Consider the following 20,993-nt stretch of genomic DNA (forward strand, 5'->3'; position numbering starts at 1 on the left):
GCCACCTTGCCATTAGGCGACCCACTGCGCTCAGTAAGTTGTTGATGGAGCAAGCTCATGGACAGAACATATGCCTTCGTGGATGAGTCCGGGAATTCCGACCTTGATACGTCAAAGGGAGGAAGCTCGGGTTTCTTCATCGTGTGCTCCATTCTGGTGGCAGAGAAAGACCTGGAAGCTGCTTATGCCCAAGCTGAAGCACTCCGCACGCGTCATTTTCAAACAGGCGAGATCAAATCCAGCAATCTGAAGCCGAAGGATTCAGATCGCCGTGCCCGAATCCTCAACGAGCTAGCTGAGCTGCCATTCAAGCTCTATTTCACCGTCGTTGATAAGTCTCGAATTCACAAAGACGGCGGCCTCCGCATCAAGACCTCGTTCATAAAATACGTGAACGGGTTGCTCTATGAACGCTTGTTCCGCGCATATCCTGACTTCCAGATGATCGTTGACGAGCATGGTGGCCAGGAGTTTCAGCAGAGCCTCAAAAGCTACGTTGCAGAACGATTCGTGGACGACCTATTTGGCGATAAGGATGCCTTCAAGACGATGGCCAGTAAGGACAACGTTTTGGTTCAGGTTGCGGATTTCTTCGCTGGCTCAGTCGCTCAGATCTACGAAGAGAAAGCATCGGAAGAAGCAGTTCTTGCCTACAAAAAGATCCTACGCAGCCTGACTCTTGGAATGCTTGAGTGGCCATCCAAGTACCAGTCTCTTCTGCCGCCGCCGACGGATGAATTTGGGTACGCAGACTACCAGGTACACCAAGAAGCTCTCCGCCAGGCTGATCGTTTTAGCGAGCGGGTTGGTAAGCACCCCGATGAAGATGAGCGACTGCAGCTAAGCATCTTGCGGTTCTTGAGATTCCAAAGTGAATTCGTCACCAAAGACTACGTGCCAACCGCAGAAATAGTCGGCCACCTAAAAGACAGCGGTTTCGGAGATATCAACGACCAGAGAATCCGCTCCAGCGGCATCGCCAAGCTTCGCGATTCGAACGTGATCATCACAAGCGCGGCCAAAGGCTACAAGATCCCTCAAACACGGGCAGACATTAACGAGTTTCTTGAAAGAGCGTCAGGCATTGTTGTTCCTCTACTGGAACGGGTCAAAAAGGCTCGAGAGGTATATCGGCTGAGTAGTCGAGGAGAATATGACATCGTGACGGCAGCCAACCTGGCTGAGCTAGCCAAGCTGCTCGCTGCGCTCGAGACATTTGCAGATGACTGAACTCAGTCATGACCATGAACCTCAGCAGGCTGCGGTGATTCAGGATGAAATCCTAGAGATTCTGAAAGAAGCCAAGGTGCTCGCGCGTAGATTCTATCGCCTGACCGGCAAGCCGCTGGGCGTGACCGGCGAGGTAGCAGAGTACGAAGCTGCTACTAGACTCGGCCTGTTACTACATCCTGCAAGGCAGGCAGGTTACGACGCTACAGAGACACTGGAAGTTGGCGTCGCGAGAATCCAGATCAAGGGGCGCTGTATCCTGAACCCGCAAAAGATTACGGGCCGAATGGGTGCAATTGATCTACGACAACCCTTCGATACAGTGCTCTTGGTGCTGCTTGATTCTGAGTTCAACGCATTTGCAATGTACGAAGCGAGTCGTGCCAAGGTAGAGGCGGCACTGACCCTACCTGGCTCGAAAGCCAGAAATGAACGGGGAGCGCTGGCGATTAGGCAATTCATGTCGATAGCTGCATTGCGCTGGGCTCGTCATGAGGCCAGCAAATCCGAGAGTCAACTACCCTCCTAGAATCGAACGCTGGTGGTACGTTGCTCTGAGATACGAATTTAATGTCCCCAATAAGGCACATTAACCACCATTTTTAGGCTTAATGGCCCTATTTGGGTACATTACGCTGAGCAATGGAATGCGACCAATAATGACAATGGCCGCTGCTGCATGCACTAATAAATCACCAGGGCAGACGATCTCTTTGTCGATGCTGAAAGGCAGGGAATCGCAGGGGTAAGGAAGGAGCGGAAATGATCTATTTTTTCATCGAAGATAGTAATGAAAAGGTGAAGATAGGTCGGGCCAAGGATATCGAGCGCCGTAGGAAAGGGCTTCAAACCGGCAACCCCAGGAAGCTTTTACTTCTGGGGTGGATTCGTACAGATGATAACGTGCGGCTAGAAAAAGAGATTCATCAGCATTTCTCTCATCTGCGTGGCAATGGTGAATGGTTCGATCTAGATCCGTCGGACATTTTGCCGATCCTCGAACACTTTGGCATCGATGGGTTTGTCGGTACGACCGGGGAGTCCTTTGAGGTCACCGGCCATGATCGGGATGGTGTGCCTGAGTACCTTGGCGTTTGGAACTGGGGTAACCTGGAGTGGAACGAGTGCTGTCCATTCTGCGGAAGCTTTTGCGGCATGCACGTTCAAGACGCATCGAGCATGTACCACTGCCTAAACTGCGACACGCTTACCTCCTTTGATTTTTTGAGTCATCAGGAGGAAGAGTGACAGCTCCCGAACCAGCTTTTGCATTGGTAATGCCGAGCTTGCTTTGATGGCTTTTGCTGTCCAGCATCAGGCCAGAATCAGGAGTTTCATCATGATTCTGACCCTCGCTCAATGAGCCGTGCTAGCTCGCTCTCGATCCAAACTCGGCAATCCATTTCTGCAGGGCTGTTACGTCGGCTTCAAAGACATCCAGCTCAAGAGCGCTGCTGGGCATCTCCTCAGACTGAGCATGCTCATACACCGAGTAGCGTGTCATCAAGTCATCAATGAATAAGCAGTCGTCGTTTGTTACCTTGGCGACCTTGTGTAGCTTGCCTTGAGTGTTGATTGCACGTCTGAAGCGGCCTACGACGTCTGCCAACAAAATGTACTCAATCGTCTTCTCGACGATGATCCTGAAGTCACTGCAAGCGCTTTTGGCGAGCGACTCATAAGCCTCGACTTCGGCCTTCTCCTGGTGTTTTTTCAAGCGCGTAATCGTATTGTCGATTAACCCCCTGACAGCACTTTCCGGTCTCAGGTCTCGAGCGCTTGCAGTAGCGACGATGCCTGCAGTCTTCGCCATCCTCTGTAGTGACGTGAGTGTCGGCTTGATTGAAGGCATCCCTGGAGTCTGCTCCCATTTCTTGGTAACAGCTTCTACTTGGGCTACAAGAGACAGTCGGTGGGTGAATATGATGACCTGCCTGGTCTGTGACAAAGACACGAGACGTTCGACAACCTTCTCTTCAAAGTCTTGGTCGAGTGAGGATATCGGGTCATCAAAAATGAACGGAGCTAACTGGTTTGATCCTGTCGTGTCTGCAAGGAAAGCCGCGAGTGCCGCGATCCTTGTTTCACCCTCGCTCAAGATATATTCCAAGCCATGGGAGCCGTGCGCACCCACGAGATTTAAACCAAAGGTGATCTTGCCTTTGCCACCCGATTTGCTTAGTGGAGCTATTGGAATGCGGTGGCCACCGAGTAGCTTCAACTCTTCGATGAATCGAGCTTGGTAACCAGCGTCCAGTTCAGTTTTGGCCAAGTCATTTTTTTTGGTGGTCAGAGCGTTGGTGGCCGCTGAGCGTGAGGCTTTGTCTATCGCTGCGACTGCTATCAACCTAGCCCTTTCGGCGCTAATAGAGGTCTTGTTTTGTGAGAGCCACTGCTTGGCTTGAAGGTGCTGAACTCGGTCATGCATTGCTTGACGATGCTCATCCTTCAGCAGGGACGAAAGGCTCCCTTCTTCGGCAATCAAGTCTGCTGACTTGGTTGTAACCGCCTCGCTAATGCTCTTCCAGTCGAAAGCTGGCAAAGTGCCGACAGGGCTTCCCAGCACGATTTGATCGCGCCTCGCTTTGAGCATGCCAAGCCAAATGATCGCATCGGCTTCCTCGAAGCCCAGAGTGGACATGTGAACGATCCAGTCGGCTTGCCCTGGAAGAGTTGGCAACAGGTTTTTTTGATCAGTAAAACTCTTTTCAGCCTTCTTGGCGGCTGTCTCGAGGCCGTCAGTGACGAACTTCTCAAACCCAGCTAGGCGGGCTTTGGCATCCTCATCAAGGCTTTGATGGCAAAGCACGCAGCGTGAGTCAGCTGCAATGTTGGGAAACTGAGATTCTGTGTAGGCCGTGCCGTTGGAGTATGCGCGTGCGTGCTCCCACATATCCTGCCAGGTCGCAGAGCCAACACCGTCGAGCTCGGCTTTACCGAAAATCGCTGCCGCCGCTTCTTCACTCGAATTCCTGGCCTTAACAGCAGCGTTTTTCAGGGTCTCTAGCGTACCTGCCGTCGCATCGTTCAATCCCTGTTGAAGAGTCGACATTGCTGTTTCAATACTCTTCAGCGCAGTTTTTTCTTTGTTAATGCTCAGCAGCCGGCCTGCAATGTCTTTCTCTGCGAGTAGGGCCTCCTTCTCGATGCGCTCCCGATCAAGCAGATCCGTGTACAGACACTCCTTATCAATACTCGCGGTCGTGGTCGCGCTCTTCAGGCCCTGAAGCCATTTTGCTTCGGCGGTGTGACCTAGCGTTTCTGGGATGGCGGGTAACGCTTTGCTGAGTAGTGCCTTCTCTCTTGAAAGCTCTGCGCTAACGGCGTCGGCTGTGACGATCAGCGCGGATACAAACTTCATCCGGCTGGGCTCATAACATGCCTCAGTCCTGGTCATGTACTGCTGCGCAGCCTTGCTGTCGAACACCTGCGCGTGCCGTAAGGCTTTGTGAGGGCCGCTTGGGACATCCCAGTGAACGTCCGCCGGCTTACCGTCGATTGACACCTTAAAATGGGCACGGCAGGGCGTAGGCGTTGGATCAAAGACGTTGCCGCGTATCTCGTCCTTGGATCGTGATCCACAGATCTCCTTTAGCAGCCGCGCAAAACCGCTCTTGCCGGTTCCATTCTGTCCGTAGATCACCGAGAGATTGCTTTTGCCGAATGGAAGATTGGCACCAGCCTTGATGGCGTTCAGCCCATGCACATCTAGGATCTCCTCGATCCGAAGCAAAGGTCTATTGGCTACCAGCGATAAAGTGCCAGGCGTAACGGTCAGGAATCCTGGATCAACTTCATCCTTGGCTTCGAGCTTGCAAAGTCTAGCTAGCGCTCTAATTTCATCCGGGTTCAACTGCCGCTTCGAGTCGATGATCATTCGAGCTGCGGTCTGCAACCACTTGGGGCGCGCATTCAGCCATGTCTCGAAATCATCAGCTACTACTGGTGCTATCTCAATCTTCGACATGGCAAACCTACCTCAAGAGGGAATCCATGAGCGTAGGCACAAAGTGGCTTATTGCTATTATTTCTCCATTGAGCTGATTGCAGGATGTAACCGGAAAGGCAAAAAATGGTGCAAGCAACGCTTTCCAAGCTGCGCCGGCAGTACGATGAGGAAGGAACCCTTGGGCCGAAACCTTGCCCAGCCAGTATTCGTCTCACAACAGCCGCACGAGACTGAATCAAACCAAAGCTTTTTATATAATGATCCCGAAAAGGTACATTAAAGCGGCTTATGGTACTTAATGATCCCGAAAGGGTACATTAGGAGTGGCGCCGCCTTGCGTAGCCTCAACTAAGCTACTGGCGTAAGACCACCTGCAACCTATACTAGAGGCTTTGTTGAACGACAGGTAGCAGCCATGTTAACTTTGGGCCAGATTCAAATGCGAGGATTCTCCACACTCTCCCCCAAGGGGGTCAAAGATTGGCTAAAACATTGTGCTACCTGTGAAAAAACTAATCAATGGAGCATGCTTGAAGTTCTTGCGATATTCGATGCATATCTCACCATTACCGAATTTAATCCGACCACTCTATGCTCGGACGACTTCGCTGGCCTAAGAGGTTTTCTGAGCACAGAGATGGGGTTTTCCGAAAAAGCTTCTAAAGGTATTACATCGCAGCTATGCGAAATGATTATCGCCATCGATGTTTTGAGTAAAGAAAAAATTTCATTAGCCCTGAAAAAGCCAGCACTTGAATGCAACGAAAAATATGCAGCACGTCAACCGTCTAAATCACAGCTGTTGATTTATAAATCTCTGTTCCCAACCATGGAACCGGGCGGCGTCGTATACGTGGATTTCGCCTCCCTTGGCTCCGCACTCAACGAATCATCATTACAATTTCTGAGTGGTTTGCTTTCAAAATACTTTGCTTCACTTAACATTGCGCATGCTGAAACTGATGCAGGTCTCATCATCGCATTAACGCAAGGCCTGCTGCATCAAAACCCTAGCCTCGACTTTGGCGATATCAGCCTCTCGCTGGCCAAATCAACGAGCTTCATTTCAGGTGCTCGCATCCATGCTGAATGGCAAATGCACAATGCAGGCTACTTCCGTGGGGACGCATATGAAAACTGGAAGCTCATATCAGGGGTAATCCTAAACTTCTTTGTAGCCAATAATATCCTACACCTGAGTAAAGCCGGTCGCCAACTGCTAGTTACCGACTAACTCAACGCTACATTAAAATCCTGCGCTTAGCGTCAACTGCTTTTAACAGATACTCAATGGCATTTGTTTGTAACCGGAGAGCCTTACGGCATCGTGCTTCATCACGAGCGGAACTTGCAGACAAAGCTTCAGCTTGCAAATAATTTATTTCGCGCTTGAGATGAGCAATCATTTTATTGACAAGACGTTCACGCATACTAAATCCCTTAATAGAGCATGGGTTGAAGTCACTACGTTGCCGTGTGACATGGATTCATCGATTGCAGTATAGCCGCGATGAACGATTTTGCTCGGCCTCGAGTGATCCAGTCCAACTACGCATGAGCTAGGCGCACCAGAGTCTCGGCAGAGCATTCTGGTGAGCCCTATCTCGACCCGGAGACAGTTGCCCAGGCGCAGCTATCGAGAGACATCGGTGCGAGAAACCTTGTCCGTGCAGAGCCTCGGACTCAACCCTGCGGGAGGTCATCCACACCGGGGCACTCAGCCTCCTGCAGAGGATCTGGCAAACCTTGGGCCTCTGGGCTGCAGTTACTACACCCAAAGCTGCTGTGCATTTAGAGCGCCCTTGTGGAGCAATACGTGAAATCTGTAACATCACACTGATGGCACTCGGTGCCGGGTGAACAACTACCATGGAGAAAGGAATGTTCAGCTTCTTGAAGATTGTCGTAGGCGCAGGTGGAACCTTCGCAGCTCTGGGAGCTGCGATGCTCTACTCACTGTACGCCGGTTGGTTCAAGTCAGACTTGCTCAAAAGCTTGCCAAGCGAATCAATCTATAAGCTGTTTCTGTATTCCATTGGAAGCGGTGTCTTCTGCTTTGTATTATTAATAATTTTGCAAGCGTGTAGCAGAAAGCCTTCAATCATTACGAAGGCGGATAACGGGGGCACTGCGGTCACCTCCACGGGTAGCGGTAGCGTCACCGTACATAAGCCATGAGCTTCTTCCCACCTAAGCTTGAAGCTGAGGCAACACACGGTGGCATAGCAGTAGTCAACAACGGAAGCGGGCCTGTCACGATTGCAGCAACCACTGCTGCAATCTCATCCTTGCTCAATCCACTACTGATTAAAATTGTGTCAACTCACACTCCGTATGATGAGATCCCAGACGTGGAACTGGACTACCCTGGGGTCGATGAAAAAATCGAGTACAATAGGGTCTCGGTGTATTCAGAAGTCATCGTTGATAATGTGGGCTACATGGAGCTCATTGAAAATCTTATTTCGACTATCGATGACGAGGAACCTGGCGCACAAAAAAGATTCCTTTTCGCCATTAACCAGAAGTACAAATCTGCAAGGCGCGAATTGTTCTTGAACCAGACTGAGCGCCCAGTTACGCCTGAGCAAAAACTCAATATAACTCGGATAGGCTCGGATGAACTCATACTGAAAGTCTCCGAACTTATCGTTGACATCAAGACCGGTTTCCATGGCGCCCCATCTGAGCTAGTTGATTGGGCCAGACAGCTTATAGTTTGCTATGGCTTCATTCACTGCAAGATATTGGAGCCGCCTAAATGATCATTCAAAATACCAGCTCCCCGCTCAAAAGCCTCTACATCATTGGTGGGCGGATACTAATAGTCTTAAACTCTAGTGATCTTGGCGCCATGAGCCCACTTGCACTTCTTGAAAAATATCAAGAAAAATTTGATCGCGTTTCTTTTGCTTACATTCTGTATGCGCTCGATTGGCTTTACATCACTGGATGTGTAGAGCTCACGAAGCAAGGTGATATTTCTTTATGCAACTAATTAAGCTATCTGTATTTGATGAAAGCAAAGAGATACGCACCATCAACTTCAAAGAAGGACTGAATATAATTACCAACCTGGGCGAGACTGGTAACCAGATTGGCAAAAGTACATCGCTTCGAGCCTTGGCATTTTGTTTGGGCGGGAACTCCGAACCACTGTGGAAAGACCCGGACAACGACAAGGTAAACGAAGAAGTTAAAGGCTTTCTGACTAAAGGCGATGTAAAATTTGAGCTAATAGTAAAGATTGCTTCTATTACTCATACCATCACTCGAGTGCTCTCAATAAAAATAGGCGCCCGACGCGAGAGCATCACAGCCATCAGCACCATCGATGGTGTCACATATAAAAGCCGCGCAGCTTTCACTCGCGAACTGCCACGCCTGTTTGGATACACTAGAGAACATCCAAAGTTTAACTCAATAAGAAGCAAGTTCTTCAGAACCAATAGAGCCACGAGCAACAACACACTTAAATACCTGCACACATATACAAGCGACAATGATTACGATCTGATCTACGCCTACCTTTTTGATTTTGAGTTTATTGATTCCGTTCGCCAGATTAATCTAATTGAGCACCAAATACTCCTAGAAGACACTCGCATCAGGACATTGCTTGGGGGTATTTCTTTGGAAGGCCGCCAGGAACATCTTTATGAGATCGACTCAAAAATATCTGACCTTCAAGTAAAAGAGGATGAATATGACATCTTTGAATCTCAAAACTATGCGATCTCACAACTCCGTGAATCTCGAAGAAGCGTAGCCATTTTAACATCACGCATTGTTAACTTGGAAACAAAGCTTTACTACAATAAAAAAACAATTGATCGCTACAAGAACAGTTTAGTGGAGGTCAACGTAGATGAGATCACCTCCCTTTACAATGAAGCTAAATCATTAGTCCCAGACCTAAGCAAAACCCTGGAAGAAACAATCGAATTTCATAACTCGATTATGAGCCGTAAGGCTGCTTATGTCGAAGAAATGTCCATCGAGACGGCAGATGAGCTCGATAGCTTAAGATTGAGCTTAGGACGACTGCTGACTGAGGAAAAAAGCAAGGTTAGAGATCTTTCCAGAGATAGTCACTTCAGTGGTTTGATGCTGGTTGAAAAACAGATGCAAGACTTGCGAGAAGCTCGAGGCAGCCTTGCTTATGTCATAAGCGAGGTAGAGGTCTCTCGCAACAGGATTGCGGATTTAGAAACTACATCCGAAGACGTGAAGCGTAGTATTGCAGTCCACTACTCAGACCTAAACTCGAAGCTTGATGTTTTCAATGAGGCATATGCCGACATTACCAAAAGATTGTTCATCACCCATCATAACGAACTTCTAGTTTCCCCTGGCCAGAATGGCAAGGCAGATTTTACAATCGTCAACGAAGAACGCAATACTGGCGACGGCGTTCCTCGGGCTGCAGCTATGGCATTCGACATGTCCTATGTCTATTTCTTAAATAAGTTTAAATCAAAGCTTCCAGCATTTACCGTCCAAGACTATCTAGAAGTCGTCGATGAAGACAAGCTAATCAAGCTATTCAACTTCGCGAACGAGAAGAAAATTCAGACTGTGGTAGCCATATTGAATGACAAACTGCGTAGCTTTGACAAAAAGTTTATTAAAGAAAACACTATCCTAGAACTGACGAAGGAAGAAAAGTTTTTCAAACTTTAGCGAAACCGCACCAGGCAAAGAAAAAGGGGCGCAACGGCGCCCCTAGCATATTCAATCATCTGCCGAAGCTATTAATCTCCAATGCTCCAGCCAGAAGTAATTGGATATCGGCGGTCACGGCCAAAGCCACGCTCGGTCACACGTGGGCCAACTGCAGCCTGGCGCCGCTTGTACTCGTTCAGGTCGACCAAACGAATTACCTTCCTCACCACCTCCTTGTCGAAGCCCTTCTCGGTGATCGCATCGGCAGACAAATCCTGCTCGATGTACAGGCGAAGGATTTCATCAAGGACTGGGTATGGAGGCAGGGAATCTTCGTCCTTCTGATCAGGAGCAAGCTCAGCAGACGGTGGACGATCAATGACGCGTTGCGGAATGACGTAGCCCAGGGTGTTGCGGTATTCACAGAGGCGGAATACCAGAGTCTTCGGAACATCCTTCAGGACGTCGTAACCACCAGCCATGTCTCCGTACAAGGTCGCATACCCCACAGCCATCTCACTCTTATTACCGGTGGTCAGGACGAGATACCGCTTCTTGTTGGAGATCGCCATCAGCATCGTGCCGCGACACCGCGCCTGGAGGTTTTCCTCGGTGGTGTCCTTGCCCAGACCTTCGAACATTGGCGCAAGCGTTGATAGAAATGCTTCTACCATGGATGCGATGGGCAGTACGCTGTACTTCACGCCTAGAATGTCGGCTTCTTCTTTCGCATCGTCCTGGCTCATCTGGGCCGTGTAGTGGTAAGGCATCATCACGGCTTCGACGTTTTCTGCGCCCAGCGCATCAACAGCAACAGCAAGCACCAGCGCCGAGTCGATACCACCCGAAAGGCCCAGCACAACCCCTTTGAAGCCATTACGCTGCACGTAGTCCTTAACTCCGGCTACCAGTGCCTTGTAAACGCTGGCCTCCAGGCTCAGAAGTTCGGTGGTCTGAGCTGGAACCGGCACCAAGGCACCCTCCTTAATCTCAAACTCCGTTACGAAGAGTCCCTCTTCGAAAGCAGGGGCGCGTTGAGTGACCTTTCCGTCGCCATTCACCACAAAGCTATTGCCGTCAAAGACGAGCTCGTCCTGACCACCTACCTGGTTTACGTAGATCATCGGGATGGAACATTCATTGGCGCGTTTGGCTAAGAGTTCCTCGCGTTCAGCCTGCTTCCCACGGTGGAACGGAGACGCGTTGAGGGTGAGCATAATTTGAGCACCCGCATCACATGCCTGCTTAAGGGGCTCGGAGAACCAAATGTCCTCACAGATGGTTATACCGACCGATACGCCGAAGAGCTCGACCACACAAGGGCCGCTGCCTGATTCAAAGTACCGTTTCTCGTCGAACACACGATAGTTGGGCAGACGCTGTTTGTTGTAGCGGGCGAGTTCTTCGCCGTCCGAGATTACGGCGCAGCTGTTATAGCGTGCGCCATCTTCGACCCATGGGAAGCCAATTACCGTAACGATGCCTTTAACTGCATTCTTAACTTGCTGTAGCGCCTTCTCGATACGGCTCTGCATGCTGGAGCGAAGGAGCAAATCCTCTGGTGGATAACCACAAAGGGTCAGTTCAGGGAAAACGATGACCTGGGCGTTCAGGTCGTCGCGGGCCTTATGGGCTGCTTCAATGACCTTCTCGACGTTGCCGTACACATCCCCAACGCGGATGTTCAGCTGGGCCATTACCACTCTCAAACGTTGCTCCATGGTTCCTCCAGAAATGCCTAGATCGAGATCGGCAAGATGCAGCGCTATCCTGAAATCTGCGATCAAGGAAAGCACCATCTGAAGCTCCATGCTGAGCAAGGGGCAATCGGACTACTGCCAGCCAGTTCGGATCATTGGGCCTAGGTCAGGACTGCCCGGAGGGTCGCGGGCATCTTGCGAACTAGGACATTATGCCCTATCCAAGCTACGCCCCCTTGACCGAATTTTGGCGGGTTGGGAGTGATGAAAGTCGACGAGTTCCCATATTGGGCAGGCGCAGAATCTGCACAATGGGAAAGTCAGTGATTGACCCAGCATCAACTGTGCATTGGGCACTTTTTGGGGGGCAGGAAGGTGATGGGCTTCTTCACCAAGTTCGGCGACGGCGCCTGCGACCTGGCCCCGCTCAGCGGTCTGGTGAAAAACCAGGTCCGGGCGATTGCCCGCAGCTTCGGCGCGCCGGAATCGCTGGTGGAAAAGGTACCGACAGCGGATCTGGAAGACCTGTCGCCGGGCAAACCGGACGAAGCGTCCCACGGCGTGACCTACGCCGAGATCGACGCCTTCCTGCACGGCGAGCCGGTGCGTCAGGAAGCGTTCGACATCATCGTCAACACCTACAACAAGACCCATCACAAGCGGGTCATGCCGTTTGCGCCGTAAGTTGAAAACCCCTGTAGGAGCTGTCGAGTGAAACGAGGCTGCGATCTTTTGATCATCAAAAACAACTTCAAAAGATCGCAGCCTGCGGCAGCTCCTACAGAAAACAAAAAAGCGTCCCGAGGGACGCTTTTTTGTACCTGCAGCCATTACTTCACGGCAATGGTGCCTTTCATCATCGAGATGTGGCCCGGGAACGAGCAGAAGAAGCCGTAGTCAGTGCCTGCGGTCAGCTTCGATACGTCGATGGTCAGCGAGTCTTTCTCGCCGGCACCAATGATCTTGGTGTGAGCGATAACGCGCTCGTCGCCGTCTTTCAGGTAGTTCTTGTCGATGCCAGCGGCCAGGCCGTCGGTAGCGATCGGCTGCATGTCAGCGGTTTTGCTGACCACCAGGTTATGGCCCATGACGTTCTTCGGCAGGCTGCCGGAGTGGGTCAGTTCAACGGTGAAGGTCTTGCAGCTCTTGTCGATCACGATTTCCTTGGTGTTGAAGGACATCTGGTCGGTGGAATCTACGGTGGTTTTGCACTCGGCAGCCATCAATTGGCTGCTGGCCAGCGCCAGCAGGGATACCGCAACAACTTTGGAAAACATGGTGAATCTCCAAGGCAGGGTTAACAAAAACACGAATGATGGAAAGACTGCCTGAAATCTTCGCAAGTTCCTATGACTTGAGTCAAAAATTGTATACAACTTTCAGGCTATGACACTCATCGAAACAATCTACCGGCCAGATTTCCCGGCCGGGCCTATGATCGGCGCATCTACTGAAACGGAGTGCCTGTCATGTTCTTTAACGGTCTGTTGTGCAGTTTGCTCGCCGCCTACGCCTGTGGCGCCAGCGGTACCTTTGAATCACCGGAACGCGAAGTTTAGTCCTTGGATCAAGGCGTGCCAGCCATTACCCTGTGACGGATTGACCCAGGAGGAAGGCATGTCTCTCAGATCCGTTTGTGTTTTTTGCGGTGCCAACGCTGGCACTGACCCGGCTTACACCGAAGCCGCCAAGGCCCTTGGCCGCGCGCTGGCCGAGCGTCGCCTGACGCTGGTTTACGGCGGTGGCGCCGTGGGCTTGATGGGCCTGGTGGCGGACGCCGCGCTGGCCGCTGGCGGCGAAGTGATCGGGATCATTCCGCAAAGCCTGATGGACAAGGAGATCGGCCATAAAAGCCTGACCCGTCTCGAAGTGGTCGATGGCATGCACGCGCGCAAGGCGCGCATGGCCGAACTGAGCGATGCGTTCATCGCATTGCCCGGCGGCCTCGGCACGCTGGAAGAGCTGTTCGAAGTCTGGACCTGGGGCCAGCTCGGCTACCACGGCAAGCCGCTGGGCCTGCTGGAAGTGAACGGTTTCTACAGCAAACTCACGGCTTTTCTCGACCATATCGTCGGCGAAGGCTTCGTTCGCGCGCCGCATCGTGACATGCTGCAAGTGAGCGAATCGCCACAAACCCTGCTCGACGCCCTCGATCAGTGGAAGCCGACCGTCACGCCCAAGTGGGTCGACCAAAAACCCGGCTAACCGCCGGACACCGATACAGGGCAGAATACGCGCCGCTCAACCTCACCTTCGACCCCAGAGGATCGCCCATGGCCAAACCCAATTACTCCTTCGCCAAACGTCAACGAGACCTGGCAAAGGAGCAGAAGAAAGAGGAAAAGCTTCAGCGCAAGAAACAGATGGCTGAAGAAGCGGCACTGAACCCTGACGGGGACGTGGCGACTGACAACGATGATGATGTTGATGCACCGAAAGACCAGGCGCCTGACGCCTGAGCCCCATCGGGTTTGATCATCGAATCAGACCCTGCGGATTTGTGACGGGGCTGGCGGTTCAGCCGCTGGCTCTCACAGCCCTCCCAAATACCCCCAATTCCCATGTGGGAGCGAGCCTGCTCGCGAAAGCGGTGTATTAGCCACTTATATGCTGATTGACCTGACGCCTTCGCGAGCAGGCTCGCTCCCACCGCTGATCAGCGTTAGTCCAATGGCATCACGGTAACGCGGACCTCCGGGTCGTGAGACCCGCCCCCCAGAATCACCCCGCGCAACGGCGACACATCGGAAAAATCCCGGCCCCACGCCAGGGTGATGTGTTCCAGCGCCGGCTGCACGTTGTTGGTCGGATCGAAATCCACCCAGCCCGATACCGGACAGAACACCGACACCCACGCATGCGAAGCATCAGCACCGATCAGCCGTGGCTGGCCCGGCGGCGGCTGGGTCAGCAGATAACCACTGATGTAGCGCGCTGCCAGCCCTCGCGAGCGCACGCAAGCGAGCATCAGATGCGCGAAGTCCTGACAAACGCCACGCCGGCGCTCCAGCACCTCGACCAGCGGCGTCGCCACTTGCGTGGCCTCGGCATCGAAGGTGAACTCGCTGAAAATCTTCTGCATCAACGCCTGCACGCCCAGCAACAAGGGCCTTCCCGGTGGAAAACAGCTTTCCGAAAATTCGACGAAACTGCGTTTCAAATGCACGTAGGGTGATTGAAACCGATAGCGACAAGCCTCGAGCATTTCGGCGGACAACGGCTGACTGCTGTAGGTCAGCGCGTTGCGCGTCTGCTCCCACGCCGGGGACAGACTGAAATCCGCCAGTGGCCGCGCCAGCACCTCAACCGTGAGCCGGGCGTTGACCTGCAACTCGTCATGCGGGCGCTCGAAGGCCAGCCGGGTCAGCGGATTGCCGAACACATCCAGCTCATCCCGCCGCGTCGTCGGCTGCGGGCTGATCAGCAATTGCTGCTCGGTGCAGCGCTGCCATGTGCACTCACGCGGCCACAGGTGCGCCAATTGCTGTGCCAGCGACACCGGGCTGTCGTAGTGGTAACAGGTGTCGTGGAAGATCTGGTAGTGCGCGCTCATCAGACGGACACCGTGCGCTGGCTGACATCATCGACATGGGCAAAATGGCGCAGCGCCAGCCGATCCGAGACTTGCCCGCTGGCCTCGGCAATCTCTTGCAGCAGATCCGCCAGACCATCGAGCGCCGCACGCACGCTGTTCTCTCCGAACAGCGGGTTCTCCAGACAGCCCAGATCGAACCGCGCCAGACGCTCGACCAATTGCGCCAGCCCAGCCTCGCGAGGTACGCCGAAATCATCGTTCAAGCGTTTCAAAGTGCGGGTCACCAGTTTCAACTGGAACAACACCGCGTGCGGGTTCTGCTCATCCAGCAGCAACAGGTCGAGCACCGGAATCAACTGCGCCACCGCCAGGTAACGCGAACGGTAGGTGATACTGCTGTTGCCCAGTTCCAGCAACCATTCCAGCCCGGCCTGATCGAACGCCCCGGCACCGCGCAGAAACGCCGCCAGACTGCTGCTGAGAAACTGCAAACGTTCGATGCGCCGGCCGATCATCAGAAAGCGCCAGCCTTCGTCGCGGGTCATGTCGTCGAGGGCAAACCCGGACAACGCTGCCAGTGACATCACCAGCCGGTTGAGGAAATCCAGCAACTCGCCGAAGTCCGGCTCCTCGGTGTCCAGTTCCAGCGCCTCGCGCTGCAACTCGACCAACGCCTGCCAGTTCTCCCGCGAAAGCTTGCCGCGCACCTGCGAGGCCGCCCACTGCAAGCGCTGCAGGTTGGAGCGCAGGCTGAACGACCAGTCCTCGCCGAGCAGCGCCGCCAGCAAGCGCTCCGGCAACTCGCCCTCCTCCGGCAACAACATCAGACGCTCGCCCAGCGCCACCGCTGCCTGCAAGGCTTGCGGATCATCACCATCGACATAACGCGCGAGCATGATCCGCAGCAGTCGCGCACTGTCGTCACAACGCTCGCAGTAACGGCCGAACCAGAACAGGTTCTCCACCACCCGCGAGGGCAGGTACGGATCGCGGCGCACCAGATCGTGTACGCCGACATTACGCTGGGTTTTCCATTGTTCGCCACTCGGCGCACGCTCGCCCAGCACCCAAGTGTCCTTGCTCGCGCCACCGCGCTGCATCGACACCACTTCGGCATCGGCCTCGGCGGCGACCCGGGTCAGCCCACCGGGCAATACGCGATAGCCATCGCGACTGGCCACGGCGTACATGCGCATGCCGATGGCTCGCGGTTGCAACTGGCCGTCTTCGGCTTGCCAGATCGGCGCCTGCGACAACTGCGCCAGCTCTTGCGCGACATAAGCGTATGGCCGGGCCTGCATGCGCTCGGCGAGCGCCTGACGCTGTTGTTCACTCAGATCGCGGCCGAATACCGGGGCGAAGCTTTGTGAGGGGAACGCCGGTTTGATCAGCAGCTCGGGAAGTTTTTCCAGCGCTTGCGCCAGCACCGGCGCCTCGCCGCACCACCATGTAGCGATGGACGGCAACAGCAGTTCTTCGCCGAACAGGTACTGATTGATCTTCGGCAGGAATCCGAGCAATCCCGGTGACTCCAGCACGCCGCTGCCCAAGGCATTGGCCACCAGCACCCGACCCTGACGCACCGCTTCCAGCAAGCCGGGCACACCGAGTGCCGAGTCGGTGCGCAACTCCAGCGGATCGCAGAAGTCATCGTCGAGCCGGCGCATGATCGCGTGCACCCGGCGCAGACCGCTGAGGGTTTTCAGGTACACCGTGGCGTCGCGCACCGTCAGGTCGCCGCCCTCCACCAGCGGATAACCAAGCTGACGCGCCAGATAAAGATGTTCGAAGTAGCTTTCGTTGAAGCGCCCCGGCGTGAGCAACACCACCAGCGGCGCGTCGTCAGCACATGGCGCCTGACGCGCGAGGGTTTCCTGCAGGGTGCGAAAGAACCCGGCCAGATGCTGCACCTTCAGATCGCGGTACAACTCGGGAAACGCCCGTGAAACGATGGTGCGGTTTTCCAGCGCATAACCGGCGCCCGACGGCGCTTGAGTACGATCCGCCGTAACCCACCAGCGCCCGTCCGGCGTGCGCGCCAGGTCCACGGCATACAGATGCAGAAACGCCTCTTCCGGTGGCGCGATGCCCTGACAGGGCCAGAGAAAATTGTTGTGGCCGAACACCAGCTCCGCCGGCAACAGCCCTTCGCGGATCAGCCGCTGCGGCCCGTACAGATCCGCCAGTACCGCGTTGAGCAAACGCGCACGCTGGGCAATCCCTGCCGACAGGTGCTGCCATTCATCAGCAGCGATCACATGCGGCAGCAGGTCCAGCTCCCACGGGCGGTCTGCGCCCTTCGGATCGGCGTAGACGTTATAAGTGACCCCGTTTTCCTGAATCTGTCGGGCGAGCAACGCCTGCCGCTGCACCAGTTGCACCGGGGTGCTGCGCTGCAATTGATCGAACAGCCGCCGCCAGTGCGGGCGCACTTCCCCGCTGTCATCCAGCAGTTCGTGATAAGTGCCCGCAGTGCGCGGGTAGCGGTCTAGCAGGTCAGGCATGGAAAGCTCGGCAGACAGCAGGGAACGGTCAGACTAACGCAGGCACATGACGTGCGGATATACGAAAAATCCGCATGTCGTGCAGGACTTAGAAACGTCGTAAATCGAGCGTCATCGGCAACTCGTCGGAGATTGTCAGGTTGGGTATCGGAAGTTTTCCCGGCGTGTGTCCGATACGGAAAAACCGCGCCATGCGCCGGCTCTCCGCCTCGTTGGCGTTAACCGGCAACGTTTCGTAATTGCGCCCGCCCGGGTGCGCCACGTGGTACTGACAGCCCCCCAGCGAACGCTGCATCCAGGTGTCGAGCAGATCGAACACCAGCGGCGCGTGCACCGGGATGGTCGGTTGCAGACAGTTGGCCGGTTGCCAGGCCCGAAAGCGCACACCGGCGACGAACTCGCCGATGCGCCCGGTCGGTTGCAGCGGCACCGGGACGCCGTTGCAGGTCAGCAGATAACGCTGCGGCGGCAGGCCGTTGAGTTTGATCTGCAAACGCTCCAGCGACGAGTCGACATAGCGCACCGTGCCGCCCGCCGTACCTTCCTCGCCCAGCACATGCCAAGGCTCCAGCGCCTGACGCAGTTCCAGTTCGATGCCGTTGACGGCGTAATCGCCGACCTTGGGAAAACGGAATTCCAGGTGCGCGGCGAACCATTCGGCGCGCAGTGGGTAACCGGCATTGTTCAGTTCGACGATGACGTCGGCGAAGTCCTGCTCGATAAAGTGCGGCAGCATGAAACGGTCGTGCAGCTCGGTGCCCCAGCGCGCCAGTTTTGACGGCGCATACGGCTCGCGCCAGAAGCGTGCGACCAGCGCGCGCAGCAACAACTGCTGGGCCAGGCTCATGCGCGCGTGGGGCGGCATCTCGAACGCGCGCAGCTCCAGCAGACCAAGACGCCCGGTAGCGCCATCCGGCGAATACAATTTGTCGATGCAAAACTCGGCGCGGTGAGTGTTGCCGGTGACGTCGATCAGCAGATTGCGCAGCAGGCGATCCACCAGCCACGGCGCGCACTCTTGGCCCGGTTCAGGCATCTGCGCGAAGGCGATTTCCAGTTCGTACAAAGCGTCGTTGCGGGCCTCATCAACACGCGGCGCTTGCGAAGTCGGGCCGATGAACAACCCGGAAAACAGGTAGGACAGCGACGGGTGGTTATGCCAGTAGCTGATCAGGCTGCGCAGCAGATCCGGACGACGCAGGAACGGTGAGTCCGCCGGGGTCGCGCCACCGAGGACGAAATGGTTGCCGCCGCCGGTGCCGGTATGGCGCCCGTCGATCATGAATTTTTCGGTGGTCAGGCGGGTTTGCCGCGCTTGCTCATAGAGAAACTCGGTGCGTTCGACCAGTTCGTCCCACGTCGCCGATGGCTGCACGTTGACCTCGATCACCCCCGGATCCGGGGTGATGCGGAAGTTGCTCAGGCGCGGGTCACTGGGCGGCTCGTAACCTTCCAGCAGCACCGGGCAATGCAGCTCTTCGGCGGTAGCCTCGATGGCCGCCACCAGTTCCAGATAGTCCTCGACCCGCTCCAGCGGCGGCATGAACAGATACAGACGCCCTTCGCGCGCTTCGGCGCAGAAGGCGGTGCGGGTCAGCCAGTCGGCGGACTCGTCGATTGTCGGCGCGCGTTCGGCGGCCGTGGCGGGTTCGGCATGACTGTTGAGCCGAGTGGTGTCCGGCAGCTCGGGGAAGTCCTGATTCGGATCGTTGGGATGAATGAACGGATACTCGGCAGCCTTCACCCACGGCTGCGAACCGAGCGGCAGACGGTAACCCAGCGGCGAGTCCCCCGGCACCAATCGGCAATGCTCGTCGCGCAGATACCAGCGCCCGCTCTGCCATTGATCACCCTTGGCGGTGCGGGCCAGCGGCAGCACCTGGCCGATTACTTTATCCAGGCCCTGATTGAAGACCTTGCGCAGACGTGCGCGCTCCAGCGGCTCTTCAAGTCGCGAATCTTCAGCGCTGACATTGCTCGGCAATGCGCCCTCGCGCCAGAGGTAATAAAAATGGTCTTCGTAGGCTGGAAACACGAAACGTGCAGGCAATTTCAGGCGTTCGGCAACACTCGCGAGAAAGCGACCGGCCAGCACGCCGTCGGCGCCGTAGTCCTGTTGTTCATCGGCGATCAGCGCGCTGTTGTGCCAGATCGGCACGCCGTCACGGCGCCAATAACAATTGAGCGACCAGCGCGGCAATTGCTCGCCCGGGTACCACTTGCCCTGACCGAAATGCACCAGACCTTTGGGCGCATAGTGCTGGCGCATGCGCTGGAACAATTCGGCGGAGAGACGACGCTTGTCCGGGCCCAACGCTGCAGTGTTCCATTCGGCGCCATCCGGGTCGTCGATGGAAACGAAGGTCGGCTCGCCGCCCATGGTCAGGCGCACATCGCCTTCCAGCAGGTCGGCATCAATCTGCCGCCCCAGCGCCTGAATCGCCAGCCACTGCTCATCGGTGTAGGGCTTGGTCACCCGTGGCGCTTCCCAGATCCGCTCGACCGACATTTCGTGGCTGAACTGGCATTCGCACGGTTCCACCAGACCACTGATCGGCGCAGCTGAGGAAGGATCGGGACTGCAGGCCAGCGGGATATGCCCTTCACCGGCGAACAGCCCGGACGTGGCATCCAGACCGATCCAGCCAGCGCCCGGCAGGTAAACCTCGCACCAGGCGTGCAGGTCGGTGAAATCGACGTCGGTGCCGGACGGGCCGTCGAGGCTTTTCACGTCGGCGGTCAGTTGAATCAGGTAGCCGGAGACAAAACGCGCGGCCAGCCCGAGGTTGCGTAACAACTGCACCAACAGCCACGCTGAGTCGCGGCAGGAGCCGGACGCCTGTTCGAGGGTGTGTTCCGGGGTTTGCACGCCCGGTTCCATGCGGATCAGGTAGCGAATGTCTTCGCTGAGACGCTGGTTGAGCATCACCAGGAAATCCACCGCCGGCAGCGGCGTGCGATCAATGCTCTCCAGATAGGCTTTGAAGGCTGGGGTCAGCGGCAGGGTTTCGAGGTACGGCGCCAATTCCTTGCGCTCATCAGCGGCGTAACTGAAGGGGATTTTCTCGGCGTAAGGCTCGAGGAAGAAGTCGAACGGATTGAACACCGCCATCTCGGCCAGCAAATCGACTTCGATGCGCAACTCGTCGGTTTTCTCGGGGAACACCAGACGCGCGAGGTAGTTGCCCTGCGGGTCTTGCTGCCAGTTGATGAAATGCTGCTCGGGCGAGACCTTCAGCGCATACGACAAGATCCGCGTGCGGCTGTGAGCGGCCGGGCGCAGGCGTACGATCTGCGGGCCGAGTTCGACAGCGCGGTCGTAGCGATAATGCGTGACGTGATGCAATGCGACATGAATCGACACGGCGTGCCTCCTGCGAGCCTAAGCGTATTCGAAAGCGCGCAAGACT

At 55.3% G+C, this 20,993-nt stretch carries 16 protein-coding genes and 1 pseudogene; 10 read left to right on the plus strand and 7 right to left on the minus strand.

What is annotated here, in order from left to right; translation table 11 throughout:
- The first annotated feature begins 57 nt into the window (after positions 1–57).
- From KVQ82_RS27545 to KVQ82_RS27555, 3 genes are all read left to right on the plus strand, one after another.
- Positions 58–1,230, plus strand: coding sequence for a DUF3800 domain-containing protein (locus KVQ82_RS27545; RefSeq protein ID WP_222016965.1), 1,173 nt, complete (start codon positions 58–60; stop codon positions 1,228–1,230).
- Positions 1,223–1,759 carry a hypothetical protein gene (locus tag KVQ82_RS27550; protein WP_222016966.1) on the plus strand — a complete coding sequence of 179 codons (537 nt, stop codon included), beginning with the start codon at positions 1,223–1,225 and terminating at the stop codon, positions 1,757–1,759. Before KVQ82_RS27545 ends, KVQ82_RS27550 begins: the two co-directional genes overlap by 8 nt.
- 233 nt (positions 1,760–1,992) lie before the next feature.
- A complete protein-coding gene (locus tag KVQ82_RS27555) occupies positions 1,993–2,478 on the plus strand; it encodes a GIY-YIG nuclease family protein (protein ID WP_177061510.1) in 486 nt (161 codons plus the stop codon).
- A 121-nt stretch (positions 2,479–2,599) separates the two neighbouring features.
- Here the strand turns inward: KVQ82_RS27555 and KVQ82_RS27560 are convergent, their stop codons facing one another.
- Complete coding sequence (locus KVQ82_RS27560; RefSeq protein ID WP_222016967.1) at positions 2,600–5,197, minus strand: hypothetical protein; 2,598 nt, start codon at positions 5,195–5,197, stop codon at positions 2,600–2,602.
- A gap of 397 nt (positions 5,198–5,594) precedes the next feature.
- Here KVQ82_RS27560 and KVQ82_RS27565 point away from each other — a divergent pair, with 397 nt between their 5' ends.
- A complete protein-coding gene (locus KVQ82_RS27565) occupies positions 5,595–6,413 on the plus strand; it encodes a hypothetical protein (protein WP_222016968.1) in 819 nt (272 codons plus the stop codon).
- 7 nt (positions 6,414–6,420) lie between these two features.
- Here KVQ82_RS27565 and KVQ82_RS27570 read toward each other — a convergent pair whose 3' ends face one another.
- Positions 6,421–6,609, minus strand: coding sequence for a hypothetical protein (locus KVQ82_RS27570; RefSeq protein WP_222016970.1), 189 nt, complete (start codon positions 6,607–6,609; stop codon positions 6,421–6,423).
- A gap of 744 nt (positions 6,610–7,353) precedes the next feature.
- On the opposite strand from KVQ82_RS27570, the gene KVQ82_RS27575 reads away from it, so the two are divergent.
- Genes KVQ82_RS27575 through KVQ82_RS27585 form a run of 3 tightly spaced genes read left to right on the plus strand, consistent with a single transcriptional unit; the run spans position 7,354 to position 9,862 of the window.
- Entirely contained in the window at positions 7,354–7,944 is a 591-nt protein-coding gene (locus KVQ82_RS27575) for a hypothetical protein (RefSeq protein ID WP_060765755.1), read from the plus strand.
- Entirely contained in the window at positions 7,941–8,177 is a 237-nt protein-coding gene (locus KVQ82_RS27580; RefSeq protein WP_060765754.1) for an ABC-three component system middle component 6, read from the plus strand. Before KVQ82_RS27575 ends, KVQ82_RS27580 begins: the two co-directional genes overlap by 4 nt.
- Positions 8,168–9,862 (plus strand): DUF2326 domain-containing protein, encoded by a 1,695-nt coding sequence (locus KVQ82_RS27585; RefSeq protein ID WP_222016972.1) that lies wholly within the window; start codon positions 8,168–8,170, stop codon positions 9,860–9,862. The genes KVQ82_RS27580 and KVQ82_RS27585 overlap by 10 nt, the downstream gene beginning before the upstream one ends.
- 71 nt (positions 9,863–9,933) lie before the next feature.
- On the opposite strand, the gene KVQ82_RS27590 is transcribed toward KVQ82_RS27585, so the two are convergent.
- Positions 9,934–11,565 (minus strand): NAD+ synthase, encoded by a 1,632-nt coding sequence (locus KVQ82_RS27590; protein ID WP_222019455.1) that lies wholly within the window; start codon positions 11,563–11,565, stop codon positions 9,934–9,936.
- Between the two features lie 354 nt (positions 11,566–11,919).
- Between KVQ82_RS27590 and nadE the strand changes: the two are divergent.
- Positions 11,920–12,228, plus strand: a pseudogene (gene nadE / locus KVQ82_RS27595) (NAD(+) synthase); the annotation flags it as partial.
- Between the two features lie 146 nt (positions 12,229–12,374).
- On the opposite strand, the gene azu reads toward nadE, so the two are convergent.
- On the minus strand, positions 12,375–12,821 hold the full coding sequence (gene azu, locus KVQ82_RS27600; protein ID WP_222016974.1) for an azurin: 447 nt from the start codon (positions 12,819–12,821) through the stop codon (positions 12,375–12,377).
- A gap of 340 nt (positions 12,822–13,161) precedes the next feature.
- Between azu and KVQ82_RS27605 the strand changes: the two genes are divergently transcribed.
- Both KVQ82_RS27605 and KVQ82_RS27610 read left to right on the plus strand, forming a co-directional pair.
- Entirely contained in the window at positions 13,162–13,749 is a 588-nt protein-coding gene (locus KVQ82_RS27605) for a TIGR00730 family Rossman fold protein (RefSeq protein WP_222016977.1), read from the plus strand.
- A 68-nt stretch (positions 13,750–13,817) separates the two neighbouring features.
- A complete protein-coding gene (locus KVQ82_RS27610) occupies positions 13,818–14,003 on the plus strand; it encodes a hypothetical protein (RefSeq protein ID WP_222016980.1) in 186 nt (61 codons plus the stop codon).
- 203 nt (positions 14,004–14,206) lie between these two features.
- On the opposite strand, the gene KVQ82_RS27615 is transcribed toward KVQ82_RS27610, so the two are convergent.
- From KVQ82_RS27615 to KVQ82_RS27625, 3 genes are all read right to left on the minus strand, one after another.
- Positions 14,207–15,097 carry a transglutaminase family protein gene (locus KVQ82_RS27615; protein WP_222016982.1) on the minus strand — a complete coding sequence of 297 codons (891 nt, stop codon included), beginning with the start codon at positions 15,095–15,097 and terminating at the stop codon, positions 14,207–14,209.
- Positions 15,097–17,583: a circularly permuted type 2 ATP-grasp protein gene (locus tag KVQ82_RS27620; RefSeq protein WP_222016984.1), complete on the minus strand. Its 2,487-nt coding sequence runs from the start codon at positions 17,581–17,583 to the stop codon at positions 15,097–15,099. The genes KVQ82_RS27615 and KVQ82_RS27620 overlap by 1 nt, the downstream gene beginning before the upstream one ends.
- 88 nt (positions 17,584–17,671) lie before the next feature.
- Positions 17,672–20,947, minus strand: coding sequence for a DUF2126 domain-containing protein (locus KVQ82_RS27625; RefSeq protein WP_222016985.1), 3,276 nt, complete (start codon positions 20,945–20,947; stop codon positions 17,672–17,674).
- Positions 20,948–20,993 lie beyond the last annotated feature (46 nt).

This window comes from Pseudomonas sp. AO-1, assembly GCF_019775695.1.
GTDB classification, from domain to species: domain Bacteria; phylum Pseudomonadota; class Gammaproteobacteria; order Pseudomonadales; family Pseudomonadaceae; genus Aquipseudomonas; species Aquipseudomonas parakoreensis.

Bases quoted from the DNA above. Each gene is read 5' to 3' on its own strand.
- KVQ82_RS27545 (WP_222016965.1), top strand. From the start codon at position 58: ATGGACAGAACATATGCCTTCGTGGATGAGTCCGGGAATTCCGACCTT.
- KVQ82_RS27550 (WP_222016966.1), top strand. From the start codon at position 1,223: ATGACTGAACTCAGTCATGACCATGAACCTCAGCAGGCTGCGGTGATT.
- KVQ82_RS27555 (WP_177061510.1), top strand. From the start codon at position 1,993: ATGATCTATTTTTTCATCGAAGATAGTAATGAAAAGGTGAAGATAGGT.
- KVQ82_RS27560 (WP_222016967.1), bottom strand. From the start codon at position 5,197: ATGTCGAAGATTGAGATAGCACCAGTAGTAGCTGATGATTTCGAGACA.
- KVQ82_RS27565 (WP_222016968.1), top strand. From the start codon at position 5,595: ATGTTAACTTTGGGCCAGATTCAAATGCGAGGATTCTCCACACTCTCC.
- KVQ82_RS27570 (WP_222016970.1), bottom strand. From the start codon at position 6,609: ATGCGTGAACGTCTTGTCAATAAAATGATTGCTCATCTCAAGCGCGAA.
- KVQ82_RS27575 (WP_060765755.1), top strand. From the start codon at position 7,354: ATGAGCTTCTTCCCACCTAAGCTTGAAGCTGAGGCAACACACGGTGGC.
- KVQ82_RS27580 (WP_060765754.1), top strand. From the start codon at position 7,941: ATGATCATTCAAAATACCAGCTCCCCGCTCAAAAGCCTCTACATCATT.
- KVQ82_RS27585 (WP_222016972.1), top strand. From the start codon at position 8,168: ATGCAACTAATTAAGCTATCTGTATTTGATGAAAGCAAAGAGATACGC.
- KVQ82_RS27590 (WP_222019455.1), bottom strand. From the start codon at position 11,565: ATGGAGCAACGTTTGAGAGTGGTAATGGCCCAGCTGAACATCCGCGTT.
- azu (WP_222016974.1), bottom strand. From the start codon at position 12,821: ATGTTTTCCAAAGTTGTTGCGGTATCCCTGCTGGCGCTGGCCAGCAGC.
- KVQ82_RS27605 (WP_222016977.1), top strand. From the start codon at position 13,162: ATGTCTCTCAGATCCGTTTGTGTTTTTTGCGGTGCCAACGCTGGCACT.
- KVQ82_RS27610 (WP_222016980.1), top strand. From the start codon at position 13,818: ATGGCCAAACCCAATTACTCCTTCGCCAAACGTCAACGAGACCTGGCA.
- KVQ82_RS27615 (WP_222016982.1), bottom strand. From the start codon at position 15,097: ATGAGCGCGCACTACCAGATCTTCCACGACACCTGTTACCACTACGAC.
- KVQ82_RS27620 (WP_222016984.1), bottom strand. From the start codon at position 17,583: ATGCCTGACCTGCTAGACCGCTACCCGCGCACTGCGGGCACTTATCAC.